Source organism: Agrobacterium sp. S7/73 (assembly GCF_019355535.1).
Taxonomy (GTDB): Bacteria; Pseudomonadota; Alphaproteobacteria; order Rhizobiales; family Rhizobiaceae; genus Agrobacterium; species Agrobacterium tumefaciens.
Window position 1 is genome coordinate 981,280 of the sequence record NZ_CP072136.1, and the last position, 12,332, is coordinate 993,611.

At 59.6% G+C, this 12,332-nt stretch carries 11 protein-coding genes; 9 read left to right on the forward strand and 2 right to left on the reverse strand.

All coding sequences use genetic code 11. From position 1 onward, the window contains the following. Positions 1 to 109: 109 nt before the first annotated feature. Together alaS and J5276_RS04600 are read left to right on the forward strand one after the other, a co-directional pair. Positions 110 to 2,773 (forward strand): alanine--tRNA ligase, encoded by a 2,664-nt coding sequence (gene alaS, locus J5276_RS04595; protein ID WP_003516058.1) that lies wholly within the window; start codon positions 110 to 112, stop codon positions 2,771 to 2,773. Positions 2,774 to 2,849: 76 nt separating this feature from the next. After that, positions 2,850 to 3,233 carry a VOC family protein gene (locus J5276_RS04600; protein ID WP_111782482.1) on the forward strand — a complete coding sequence of 128 codons (384 nt, stop codon included), beginning with the start codon at positions 2,850 to 2,852 and terminating at the stop codon, positions 3,231 to 3,233. 77 nt (positions 3,234 to 3,310) lie between these two features. Here the strand turns inward: J5276_RS04600 and J5276_RS04605 are convergent, their stop codons facing one another. Both J5276_RS04605 and J5276_RS04610 read right to left on the reverse strand, forming a co-directional pair. Then, complete coding sequence (locus tag J5276_RS04605) at positions 3,311 to 3,937, reverse strand: glutathione S-transferase family protein (protein WP_003516054.1); 627 nt, start codon at positions 3,935 to 3,937, stop codon at positions 3,311 to 3,313. Positions 3,938 to 4,272: 335 nt separating this feature from the next. Next, positions 4,273 to 5,487: an NADP-dependent isocitrate dehydrogenase gene (locus J5276_RS04610; protein ID WP_003516051.1), complete on the reverse strand. Its 1,215-nt coding sequence runs from the start codon at positions 5,485 to 5,487 to the stop codon at positions 4,273 to 4,275. Between the two features lie 216 nt (positions 5,488 to 5,703). Here J5276_RS04610 and J5276_RS04615 point away from each other — a divergent pair, with 216 nt between their 5' ends. From J5276_RS04615 to J5276_RS04645, 7 genes are all read left to right on the forward strand, one after another. After that, positions 5,704 to 6,234 (forward strand): hypothetical protein, encoded by a 531-nt coding sequence (locus tag J5276_RS04615; protein ID WP_162632902.1) that lies wholly within the window; start codon positions 5,704 to 5,706, stop codon positions 6,232 to 6,234. Between the two features lie 174 nt (positions 6,235 to 6,408). Next, complete coding sequence (locus J5276_RS04620) at positions 6,409 to 7,251, forward strand: RNA methyltransferase (RefSeq protein ID WP_003516049.1); 843 nt, start codon at positions 6,409 to 6,411, stop codon at positions 7,249 to 7,251. Further along, the gene (gene murI, locus J5276_RS04625) at positions 7,235 to 8,056 is read left to right on the forward strand and encodes a glutamate racemase (protein WP_013636403.1); all 822 of its coding nucleotides are present in this window, start codon (positions 7,235 to 7,237) and stop codon (positions 8,054 to 8,056) included. Before J5276_RS04620 ends, murI begins: the two co-directional genes overlap by 17 nt. A 380-nt stretch (positions 8,057 to 8,436) precedes the next feature. Further along, positions 8,437 to 8,676, forward strand: coding sequence for a DUF1127 domain-containing protein (locus tag J5276_RS04630; protein ID WP_013636401.1), 240 nt, complete (start codon positions 8,437 to 8,439; stop codon positions 8,674 to 8,676). Between the two features lie 446 nt (positions 8,677 to 9,122). After that, complete coding sequence (locus tag J5276_RS04635) at positions 9,123 to 9,761, forward strand: LysE family translocator (RefSeq protein ID WP_019567084.1); 639 nt, start codon at positions 9,123 to 9,125, stop codon at positions 9,759 to 9,761. Positions 9,762 to 9,798: 37 nt separating this feature from the next. After that, positions 9,799 to 10,686, forward strand: a complete 888-nt coding sequence (locus J5276_RS04640; RefSeq protein WP_025593913.1) for an EamA family transporter — start codon at positions 9,799 to 9,801, stop codon at positions 10,684 to 10,686. A 126-nt stretch (positions 10,687 to 10,812) separates the two neighbouring features. Continuing rightward, positions 10,813 to 12,330 carry an ATP-binding protein gene (locus J5276_RS04645; RefSeq protein ID WP_025593912.1) on the forward strand — a complete coding sequence of 506 codons (1,518 nt, stop codon included), beginning with the start codon at positions 10,813 to 10,815 and terminating at the stop codon, positions 12,328 to 12,330. Positions 12,331 to 12,332 lie beyond the last annotated feature (2 nt).

The window sequence follows — 12,332 nt, forward strand, 5'->3', positions numbered from 1 at the left end:
CTCCATGGCTGGACAGGGCAGGATGCGGACGATAAAAGCCTTTGATTTTGCAAGATAGCCATCATTCGGGATGGCGGTGATGGACTCCAGCTGTGAGCGGTGTGTGGGCATGAGCGGTGTGAATGAAATTCGGTCGACCTTTCTCGACTACTTCAAGAAGAACGGACACGAGATTGTGCCCTCCAGCCCGCTGGTGCCGCGCAACGATCCGACGCTGATGTTCACCAATGCTGGCATGGTGCAGTTCAAGAACGTCTTCACCGGTCTCGAAAGCCGTCCTTATTCCACCGCTGCCTCGGCGCAGAAATGCGTGCGCGCCGGTGGCAAGCATAACGACCTGGACAATGTCGGTTATACGGCCCGTCACCATACGTTCTTCGAAATGCTCGGCAATTTCTCCTTTGGCGACTATTTCAAGGAAGAGGCGATTACCCATGCCTGGAACCTGATTACCAAGGAATTCGGCATCGATCGCAACCGTCTGCTGGTCACGGTCTATCACACCGACGACGAGGCTTTTAATCTCTGGAAGAAGATCGCCGGTTTCTCCGACGATCGCATCATCCGTATTCCGACCAGCGATAATTTCTGGGCCATGGGCGATACCGGTCCGTGCGGTCCCTGCTCGGAAATCTTCTATGACCACGGCGATCATATCTGGGGCGGACCGCCCGGTTCACCGGAAGAGGATGGCGACCGTTTCATCGAAATCTGGAACCTCGTCTTCATGCAATATGAGCAGCTGACGAAGGAAGAGCGCATCGATCTGCCGCGCCCTTCTATCGACACCGGCATGGGTCTCGAGCGCATTTCGGCGTTGTTGCAGGGCAAACACGACAATTACGACACCGATCTGTTCCGGGCGCTGATTTCGGCCTCCGTCGAAGCGACCGGCGTTCCGGCAGAGGGCGAGAAGCGCGCCAGCCACCGCGTCATTGCCGATCATCTGCGCTCCTCCGCTTTCCTGATCGCCGATGGCGTCCTGCCGTCGAATGAGGGCCGTGGTTACGTTCTGCGCCGCATCATGCGCCGCGCCATGCGCCATGCCGAGCTTCTCGGTTCGCGCGAGCCGCTGATCTACAAGCTGCTGCCGGCGCTGATACAGCAGATGGGCCGCGCCTATCCGGAACTGGTTCGCGCCGAGGCGCTGATCTCCGAGACGCTGAAGCTTGAGGAAACCCGTTTCCGCAAGACGCTGGAACGCGGCCTGTCGCTGCTGTCCGACGCCACCTCGACCCTGCACAAGGGCGATATGCTGGACGGCGAAACCGCCTTCAAGCTTTACGATACCTATGGCTTCCCGCTCGATCTGACGCAGGACGCATTGCGCGCCCGCGAAATCGGCGTCGATATTTCCGGCTTCACCGATGCCATGCAGCGCCAGAAGGCGGAAGCACGCTCGCACTGGGCTGGTTCCGGCGATAAGGCGACCGAAACGGTGTGGTTCGAACTGAAGGAAAAGCTCGGCGCGACCGAATTCCTTGGTTACGACACTGAAACCGCCGAGGGCGTTATTCAGGCGATCGTCAAGGACGGCAAGTCGGTGGATAGTGCTGCCGAGGGCGAGACGGTGCAGATCGTCGTCAACCAGACGCCATTTTATGGCGAGTCCGGCGGTCAGATGGGCGATACCGGCGTAATCTCTGGCGATAACGGCACCTTTACCGTTTCAGAAACCCAGAAAAAGGGCGAGGGCCTTTTCGTGCATTCCGGCACGGTTTCCAAGGGAGGATTGAAGCTCGATGACGCCGTGCAGCTGACGGTCGATCACGACCGCCGCTCGCGTCTGCGCGCCAACCACTCCGCCACCCACCTGCTGCATGAGGCGCTGCGCGAGGTGCTTGGTACGCACGTTGCTCAGAAGGGTTCGCTGGTCGCACCCGAGCGTCTGCGCTTTGACGTTTCGCATCCGAAGCCGATGTCGGCCGAGGAGCTGAAGGTCGTCGAAGAAATGGCAAACGAGATCGTCTTGCAGAACTCGCCTGTCGTGACGCGTCTGATGAGCGTTGACGACGCCATCGCCGAGGGTGCTATGGCACTGTTTGGCGAAAAATACGGCGATGAAGTCCGCGTTGTCTCCATGGGCACCGGTGTTCACGGTGCGAAGGCCAACCGTCCGTACTCGGTCGAGCTTTGCGGCGGCACCCATGTTGCCGCAACCGGCCAGATCGGCCTTATCCGCATTCTCGGCGAAAGTGCCGTCGGTGCGGGCGTGCGCCGTCTTGAGGCCGTAACGGGTCAAGGCGCGCTTGCTTATCTCTCCGAGCAGGATGAGCGCGTAAAGGCACTGGCGTCGTCTCTGAAGGTTCAGCCGGGCGATGTGCTGTCGCGTGTCGAGGGACTTCTCGACGAGCGCAAGAAGCTGGAGCGCGAGCTTGCGGATGCCCGCAAGAAACTCGCAATGGGCGGCGGCTCGTCGGATGCCGGCGCAAACGACGTACAGCAGGTTGCGGGCGTCAATTTCCTCGCAAAATCCCTGTCCGGCATCGATGCCAAGGACCTCAAGGGTCTTGCAGATGAAGCCAAGGCAAATATCGGCTCCGGCGTCGTGCTGCTGATCGCCGTGTCCGAAGACGGCAAGGCAAGTGCTGTTGCTGCCGTGACCGAGGATCTGACTGGCCGGTTCAGCGCCGTCGATATCGTCCGCACGGCCTCTGCGGCCCTCGGCGGCAAGGGCGGCGGTGGACGCCCGGATATGGCGCAGGCCGGCGGCCCCGATGGCGCCAAGGCACAGGACGCCATCAACGCGGTGGCGGCAGCGCTCGCGGCCTGATCTGGATGAATTGAAAAAAAGGCGGGGTTCTACCCCGCCTTTTTGATTCTGGATGTTGAAATCCGAAAGGAACGTGATGCGCTTTGTAAATCCCATCCCTTTCGTGTGCGATATCAACCGCTCCAAGGAGTTTTATCGTGACAGGCTCGGCCTGAAGGTTTTGGACGATTTCGGAAATTTCGTCCTCTTTGAAAGCGGCTTTGCAATCCATGAGGGGCGTTCGCTCGAACAGACGGTCTGGCGGACATCGCCGGACACGGACAAACCTTACGGCAGACGGAACCTGCTGCTCTATTTCGAACACGAGGATGTCGATGCGGCATTTCGGAATATTGCGCCGCATGTGGAGTTGATCCATCCCGTTGAGCGGCAGGCATGGGGACAGAGAGTGTTCCGTTTTTATGATCCGGACGGGCATGCAATCGAGATCGGCGAACCACTCGCCCAGCCCAACGAATAAGCCCGCTTCCAAAATCCGTTTTGTGACCCTTGTAAGCGCTCGTGCTCCGCTTTCAGGCGAAATGCCTGTCAGTTTCCTCAACCCGCTGCCTGCATATCCTTCGCTGCCGCTTCGTCAAGCTGGGTGGCCCGCTTGAAGGCGGGGCGGTCGGTCAGATGCGCCATATAGTCCGTGAAGGCCGGACGTTTTTCGATTGTGCCGAACTGCAGGCCCCAGCCGACATGGGCACCTACATAGACATCCGCCGCAGTGAAGTGATCGCCGGCGATGAAGCGGTTTTCGCTGACGGCACGTTCGAGCGTGTTGATCGCATCCGCATAGCTGCCGCAGCCAGCCATACGCAGCTTTTCCTGCGGCACCTCGAACCCCATCGCCTTCATGCTGGTTGTCATTTCCAACGGACCGGCAGCAAAAAACATCCAGCGGTAATAAAGTCCGCGCGCTTTGGGCGTCGGCGCAAGGTTGGCACCCGGAAAGGCATCCGCCAGATAGGCGCAGATCGCTGCCGCTTCGGTGACAATGGTGTCGCCGTGTTTGATGGCGGGCACCTTGGCCATCGGGTTGATCAGCCGATAGGCCGGCGATTTCATCGACGTCGAGAAGCCCAGTATCTCTGTCTTGTAGGGAACGCCCACTTCCTCGAGCATCCATCGCGCAATGCGTCCGCGCGACATGGGATTGGTGTAGAAGATCAATTCACTCATTGCTTTGCCTCCCCAAGCAAAATTGCAAAAGCATCATTGAAAACCTGCGCGCAGTTCGCGCTGACACGGTGCGTTTTTATAGTCCACAGCATTATCTGTTTTCCCGAAGGATCGCGCTGGTAACCACATGAATTTTTGACTGTGCCGGACAAGTTATGTGTCGTTTTATGCTGTTTCAGCTATACATTTTTATTTTTCTGACTGCGGCACGCTGCGGAATCGAAGTCTGCGCCTAGTGCAACATCTAAGCAAGATACTGTGAACAAAAAAAGAAACCCGGCGTTGCGGCCGGGTTTCCTTTTGTCGATATTTCAAACGGGCAGCGCCCCGTTCTTTTAAGCCGCCATCGCCGTCTTGAGGTTTTCATCGATCTTGTCGAGGAAGGCGGTGGTGGAGAGCCAGGGCTGGTCCGGACCGATGAGGAGCGCGAGGTCCTTGGTCATGAAGCCGCTTTCGACGGTGTCGACGCAGACGGTTTCGAGCGTTGCTGCGAACTTTGCGAGTTCTGCATTGTCGTCCAGCTTGGCGCGGTGGGCGAGGCCACGGGTCCAGGCGAAGATCGAAGCGATCGAGTTGGTCGAAGTTTCCTGACCCTTCTGGTGCTGGCGGTAGTGGCGCGTGACCGTGCCGTGTGCCGCTTCAGCTTCAACCGTGCGGCCGTCCGGCGACAGGAGAACGGAGGTCATCAGGCCGAGCGAACCGAAGCCCTGGGCAACCGTATCAGACTGAACGTCGCCATCGTAGTTCTTGCAGGCCCAGACGTAACCGCCGGACCACTTCAGAGCGGAGGCGACCATGTCGTCGATCAGGCGGTGTTCATAGATGATGCCGATTTCATCGAACTTCGCCTTGAACTCGGTCTGGTAGACTTCTTCGAAGATGTCCTTGAAGCGGCCGTCATAGGCCTTCAGGATGGTGTTCTTGGTGGACAGGTAAACCGGCCACTTGCGCATCAGGCCGTACATCATGGATGCGCGGGCGAATTCGCGGATGGATTCGTCAAGGTTGTACATTGCGAGTGCAACGCCAGCGCTCGGAGCGTCGAAGACGTCCTTTTCAATGACCTGACCGTCTTCGCCGACGAACTTGATCGTCAGCTTGCCCTTGCCGGGGAACTTGAAATCGGTTGCCTTGTACTGGTCGCCGAAGGCGTGGCGGCCGACGACGATCGGCTTCGTCCAGCCGGGAACGAGGCGGGGAACGTTCTTGCAGATGATCGGCTCGCGGAAGATGACGCCGCCCAGAATGTTGCGGATCGTGCCGTTCGGGCTCTTCCACATCTGCTTCAGGCCGAATTCCTCGACGCGCTGCTCGTCCGGTGTGATCGTCGCGCACTTGATGCCGACGCCGTGCTTCTTGATGGCGTGTGCCGCATCGACTGTTACCTGGTCGTTGGTAGCATCGCGGTTTTCGACCGAGAGGTCATAATATTCGATGTCGAGATCGAGGTATGGCAGGATCAGCTTGTCCTTGATGAGCTGCCAGATGATACGGGTCATTTCGTCGCCGTCGAGATCGACGACTGGATTGGCTACCTTGATCTTTGCCATGAATTCCTCACCTTCGAAGCTGTGGCGCCTGGTGACGCCGGTATTCGGAAAAATATCCGGTGCGGCTATAGCATCGCGCGCGCCTGAGGCAAAGCCATGGGGGGCGCTTTTTTGGCGCGGTGCAATAACGCTTTGCGCATTGCCAAACCATATTGCCGGAATACAGTCAGGCGAATCGCTTCGCCCGCGCGTCGGGCCTACCTCCGGGATCACATCATGCGGAATATTCTGCTTCTGACTGCCGCCGTCCTCTTTTCCCACAGCGCCCTTGCGGCCGGCCCTGCCGATCCCGTCCAGAAGGTGATGGACATTACCGTCAAGAACTGGTCCGGCGATGCGGAAAACTGGAAATACATCTTCGACGAGGACATGCTGACCAGCCTGTTCAGCAAGGACTTCATTGCCCAATACCGCGAAGCTTCCAAGAAGCCGGCTTACGAGGCGGAAAGCGGCGAGACCGGCGATCCCTTCGGCTACGATGTGGTGACCAACTCGCAGGATGGCTGTCCGCTGGTGGATGTTTCGGTAACGCCCGGTGAGGTGAAGGACGGCGTGACTGACGTGACGGCGAAGTTCAAGCTCTGGGCCTGCATGGATGAGGCAGAGATGAAGGCAACGGTCGACGAGGTGCATTTCGATGTCATCGAGGAAAACGGCCAGCCTGTCATCAGCGACATTCACCGGGTTGGAGACGAGGGCAGGGATTCGCTACGCGCAGAGATGGCGGCGATCATCAAGGGCGAATAACAGGGCGTTCTGCCTGCCCCGGCTTTGATTTTGGCGCCGATCTGTGCCAGTGAAGCGCGCTTTAGAGCATTTTCAGGAAAAGCGGCGACCGGTTTTCAGTCTGGAAATGCGCGAAAACCATAAAACGCATCGGCCTGAAAATCGATGCGGCGCTTCAGAAACTGGAAAACGACGATGGCAGGCACAAACAGCGAGCTTGAACTTGTGGCGGAAGGCCCGGCGATCATTCTGGTCGAACCGCAGCTCGGCGAAAATATCGGCATGGTGGCACGGGCAATGGCCAATTTCGGTCTTGCCGAACTTCGCCTCGTCAAGCCGCGTGACGGCTGGCCGAACGAGAAGGCGCGCGCCGCCGCTTCCAAGGCCGATCATGTCATCGACGGGACTAAGGTGTTCGAGACGCTGGAAGAGGCGATCAAGGATCTCAATTTCGTCTATGCCACGACCGCGCGGGAGCGTTACGGTTTCAAACCGGTTCGTGCCCCCGTTACCGCAGCCGGCACGCTGCGCGCGAAGTTCAAGGCGGGTGAAAGAACCGGCATCCTGTTCGGGCGTGAGCGCTGGGGCCTTACCAATGAAGAAGTGGCGCTGGCCGATGAGATCGTGACATTTCCGGTCAACCCCGCCTTCGCCTCGCTCAATATCGCGCAGGCCGTGCTTTTGATGTCCTATGAGTGGATGAAATCCGGCATGGACGATCTGGACGAGACGCTTTTCCAGCCCATCGAGCAGCGGCCCTCGACCAAGGAACAGGTCTTCGGCCTGTTCGAACACATCGAGGAGGCGCTCGATGCGCGCGGATATTTTCATCCGCCCGAAAAAAAGCCGAAAATGGTGGACAATCTGCGTGCGGTGCTGTCGAGACGCGGCTTTTCCGAGCAGGAAATCAGTGTTTTCCGTGGCGTGATCAGGTCACTCGATCGTTTTCCCCGGCAGTGGCCTAAGCAGGCAGGCCGGGCCGGAACGGCGGAGGGACCATTGTCGGAGAGGGCTGGGGAGAATGCTGAAGACGACTGAGGCTCTGGCCGATGTTCTCAAACCGGTGCTGGTATTCGATTCCGGCATTGGCGGGCTGACGGTACTGCGCGAGGCGCGCGTGCTGATGCCCGAGCGCGGTTTCATCTATGTGGCCGACGACGCCGGTTTCCCCTATGGCGGCTGGGAAGAGGAGGCGCTGAAAGCGCGCATTCTTTCGCTCTTCGAAAAGCTGCTTGAAGACTATAGCCCCGAAGTCTGCATCATTGCCTGCAACACCGCCTTCACACTGGCAGGTGCCGATCTTCGGGCGCGCTTTCCTGATATGACCTTCGTCGGCACTGTTCCAGCTATCAAGCCTGCGGCCGAACGCACCCGTTCCGGTCTCGTTTCCGTGCTGGCAACACCCGGCACCGTCAAGCGCGCCTATACGCGCGATCTCATCCAGTCATTCGCCACGCAATGCCATGTTCGCCTCGTGGGATCGGAAAATCTGGCGCGTATGGCCGAAAGCTGGATCAGGGGCGAACCGATCTCCGATGAAGCGGTGCTGGCGGAAATCGAACCCTGCTTCATCGATAGCGACGGCAAGCGCACCGATATCGTTGTTCTCGCCTGCACTCATTATCCCTTCATGGCCAATGTGTTTCGCCGGCTGGCGCCATGGCCGGTGGACTGGCTCGATCCGGCGGAAGCGATTGCCCGTCGCGCGCGCCACCTGGTGCCGCTGCCGCAGGATGCGGAGCATCCAGATGGTTTCGATTTCGCCGTCTTCACTTCCGGCAAGCCGGATTTCGCCACACGGCGGCTGATGCAGGGTTTTGGCCTCAGCGTCTCGCTGAGCTGAACGGCTTGTTGCATTTTTGCATCTATTCTGCCGGACTTTTGCAATTCGAGATTGCGACCTCTTGTCGCGTCCGGCATCTCGTGTAAGATGCATCTTGTCTGTAACCGCTATAAAAAGGAGGCGTGGAATGACTGACTATATGAATATGCGCCTTACCGGCATGTCTGGCTTTTCCGGCATGGTCATCGGCGGTTACATGTCCCGAGGCATCGACCTCCGATAAGGCTTCCTGCCTGATTTCCCTGCCGTTTGGCATCTTCACTTCGTCTGACAGCTGAATTGTGCGTCCGCGCTACCGCGTGTTGCGCCCGCCGTTCCTGCATGTCGTTTTATCATCGATAAAGGACCTGGCTGCTTCGCCGCGCCGGGACGGATTCCCCATGCAGAAAAATCAACCATTGGTAGCATATGCGCTGCCGGATGCGGTCGACCGCCTGTTCGTCACATTCGGCGTCTGGAAAACCCTGAAAGCGGTTCTCGTAGCGGCAATGGTGCCGCGCCCGCCGCCGACCGATCTTTCCGATCTGCCGGAGCGTCTTCTGGATGATATCGGCCTGGAGCCGTCCGACCGCAAAATGCGGCGGGAGTGGGCCCCTCCTTACTGGGCGCCGCGGTTTTGATGGCGACAGTCTCTCCGGCGAGAAAATGCCGGGGAGGCTCCGTTGTCCGTTTCACACTTCTAATGAAGTTCGAAATGCGCGCCACCGTCATGCCGGACTTGATCCTGCATCCACCCACGGTGCGTCTGCGAGGGGTTCATTGCCGCACTTCAGTTTTCCATAACGGAAGCTGCGGAAAGGCCTGGCATATAGCGCGTTGCACTATCCTCCTGAACGTCCGGGCGGGCGTTACCCCTGATCTTGCCCTGCGGCTGGAGCGGGCAGGGGTCAGCGCGGCGCGGCATGGCTTGCCATGCAGTCAAATTACGATCTTGCACAGGTGATGAAGCGGCAGCAGCAGCCCCTTCGTCCGCTGGATGACAAAGCGGCACAGCCTCCGAAAATTTGGCTTGATACCGGGCGCTTTTGGTGGCTTGCTCCAAAGACCGAACGGGGGAGATTGCATCATGCCACTGGAGAACTGGCTGGCCTTCGTGGCCGCATCCGCCATCATGCTTGCCATTCCGGGGCCGACGATCCTGCTGGTGATTTCTTATGCTCTGGGGCATGGCCGCAAGGCGAGCACCGCGACGGTGACGGGTGTGGCGCTTGGTGATTTCACTGCGATGACGGCCTCCATGCTGGGGCTCGGCGCGCTGCTTGCCACATCGGCGGCCCTTTTTACCGGTCTGAAATGGATCGGTGCGGCTTACCTCATCTATCTCGGCATCAAGCTGTGGCGTTCGCCGGTCGGCGGAGAAGGTGCCGAAGGGACGGGCGTGACCGGCCGTGAAAGGCCGCTCAAAATCTTCCTGCATGCCTATGTCGTCACGGCGCTGAACCCCAAGAGCATTGTCTTCTTCGTCGCCTTCCTGCCGCAGTTTCTGGTGCCGACTCTGCCTTTCTGGCCGCAGGTGCTGATTTTCGAAGCGACATTCCTTGTGCTTGCCAGCTGCAATGCGGCGCTTTATGGACTTCTGGCAAGTGCCGCCCGCAATACGATCCGCAAACCCAAGGTTCAGCGCATCGTCAACCGCACGGGCGGCGGTCTCCTGATCGGCGCCGGTCTCATTACATTTGGCTGGAAGAGGGCGGTTTCGGCGTAAAACGCCCGTCGATCGCCTGAAATTCGGACATAACAAAATGGCGTTGCCGCATATTCTTCTTGCCCTGATCACCGTGTTTTTGTGGGGCTTCAACTTCGTTGCCATCAAGATCGGCGTCGCCGACATGCCGCCTCTGTTTCTGACGGGGGTGCGCTATCTGTTTGCAGCCGTGCCGTTGGTGTTCTTCCTTCCCAAACCCAATGTGCCGTGGCGGCATATGATCGTTTACGGCATGGCGATGGGTTTCGTGCAATTCGGCCTGCTTTACCCGGCCATCAAGCTCGGCCTGCCGGCAGGGCTTGCTTCGCTCGTCATGCAGTCGCAGGCCTTCTTCACGCTGGCGCTGGCCGTGGTGTTTCTCGGCGAGCGGCCGTTGCCGTCACAGATCGTCGGCGCAATCGTTGCCTTTGGCGGGCTGGCGGTCATCGGCGTGGAGCGCATGACGGCTGCAGCGTTGATACCGCTGCTGATGGGCGTCGGCTCGGCCATTGCCTGGGCCTGCGGCAACATCGTCAATCGCCGCATCGGCCAGGTGAATGCGGTCTCCTTTGTCGCATGGACGAGCCTTGTTCCCGTTCTGCCGTTGGTGCTGCTTTCGCTGGTGGTGGAGGGACCTGATGCGATTGCGGAAGGGCTGCGCAATGCGACGCCTACGATGGCTCTCGTGGTGATCTACATGGCCTATGGTGCGACCATCGTCGGCGCGGGTATCTGGAGTTACCTGCTTCTACGTTATCCGGCCGGAACGGTGGCGCCGTTTTCGCTGCTGGTGCCGATTGTCGGTTTCGTCAGCGCCTATCTCGCTTTTGCGGAGCATATTACCGTCTTCGAAGTGGTCGGTGCCGCATTGGTCATCATCGGGCTGATGCTGAATGTGTTTGGCAGGCGGCTATCATTTTCGCGCGTCTCGTCCGGGGCCGCATAGATGTGGCGCAATTGCCTGTGCATTATCGGCACGGGGCAGACGCAATCGGTGATTTTTTGGTAAAGAGCATGTTCGGCCGCCGTTACGGGAATCGGTCGGATGACATGCAGCACGAGGAACGGAACATTGCAGGTCGGCATCGACATGGGAACCCTATCGGGCGGGCAGCAGGCCAAGCTCGATATTGAGGAATTGCTTGCAACGCGTTTGCTGGTGCAGGGCAATTCCGGGTCCGGCAAGTCACACCTTCTGCGCCGGCTCCTGGAGCAATCGGCGCAATGGGTGCAGCAGGTCATTATCGATCCCGAGGGTGATTTCGTCACGCTGTCCGACAAGTTCGGCCATGTGGTGGTGGATGGAGAGCGCACGGAAGCCGAGCTTGCGGGCATTGCCAACCGCATCCGCCAGCACCGCGTTTCCTGCGTGCTAACGCTTGAAGGTCTTGATATCGAGCAGCAGATGCGGGCCGCTGCCGCTTTCCTCAACGGCCTGTTCGATGCGGATCGCGAATTCTGGTATCCCGTGCTTGTCGTTGTTGATGAGGCGCAGATGTTTGCGCCCTCCGTCGGCGGCGAGGTGACCGAGGATGCGCGCAAGGCGTCGCTGGGCGCCATGACCAATCTGATGTGCCGTGGGCGTAAACGCGGGCTTGCGGGCGTCATCGCCACGCAGCGCCTTGCCAAGCTTGCCAAGAACGTAGCGGCGGAAGCCTCGAACTTTCTGATGGGCCGCACCTTTCTCGATATCGATATGGCGCGCGCTGCCGATCTGCTCGGCATGGACCGGCGGCAGGCGGAAATGTTCCGGGATCTGCAGCGCGGCAATTTCGTGGCGCTTGGACCGGCGCTGTCGCGCCGCCCGTTGCCCATCGTCATCGGTGCGGTGGAAACCTCGGCGCGGTCTTCCTCGCCGAAGCTCATGCCGCTGCCGGATGCACCGCAGGATGTGGAGGATCTGATCTTCACGCCGGACCCGGAAGAGTTCACGCGACCCGCCACGCGCCGCACGCCGCCAGCGCCGCGCCCTACAACCGATATTCTCGCTGAACTCTCTCGCTCCACCCCCGCCGCCGCCGGTCCTTCACCGGAGCAGTCGGCACGTGCAGGTCAGCCGGAGCTGACGCCGGAGGAGCGCGAAGAGAAGATCGCGGCGGTGCTGGTCGAAATTCTCGACGATCCGCAATCGGCCTATCGCACGGACGCCGTGCTGTACCAAGATTTTCTGGTGCGCGCCCGCATGCGCCGTATTCCCGGCACGCCGATGACGCTGGCGGATTTCCGCCGGCAGGTGGCGATTGCCCGCTCCGGCGTGGATGCGGCAATGGCGGCCAGCGAAGGCTGGGAGAAGGCGCTGGAATTGTCGATGTCGGTCTCCGACGATCTGCAGGGGGTTTTCCTGCTGTTGGTCAAGGCGGCGCTCAATGAGGAGCCTTGCCCATCCGACGCCCGTATTGCCCGCGCTTACGGTACCCATTCCGCCCGCCGTGCGCGCCGTCTTCTCGGTTATTTCGAGGAGAAGGAGCTTGTGGTGGTACACGCCGATTTCTCCGGCAAGCGCATCGTGGCGTTCCCCGATCTCGACGCGAAGACCGCACCCGGCGATGCGGATGCGGCTGAGGATGATGCGAGGCTGGCGGCCGAATAATC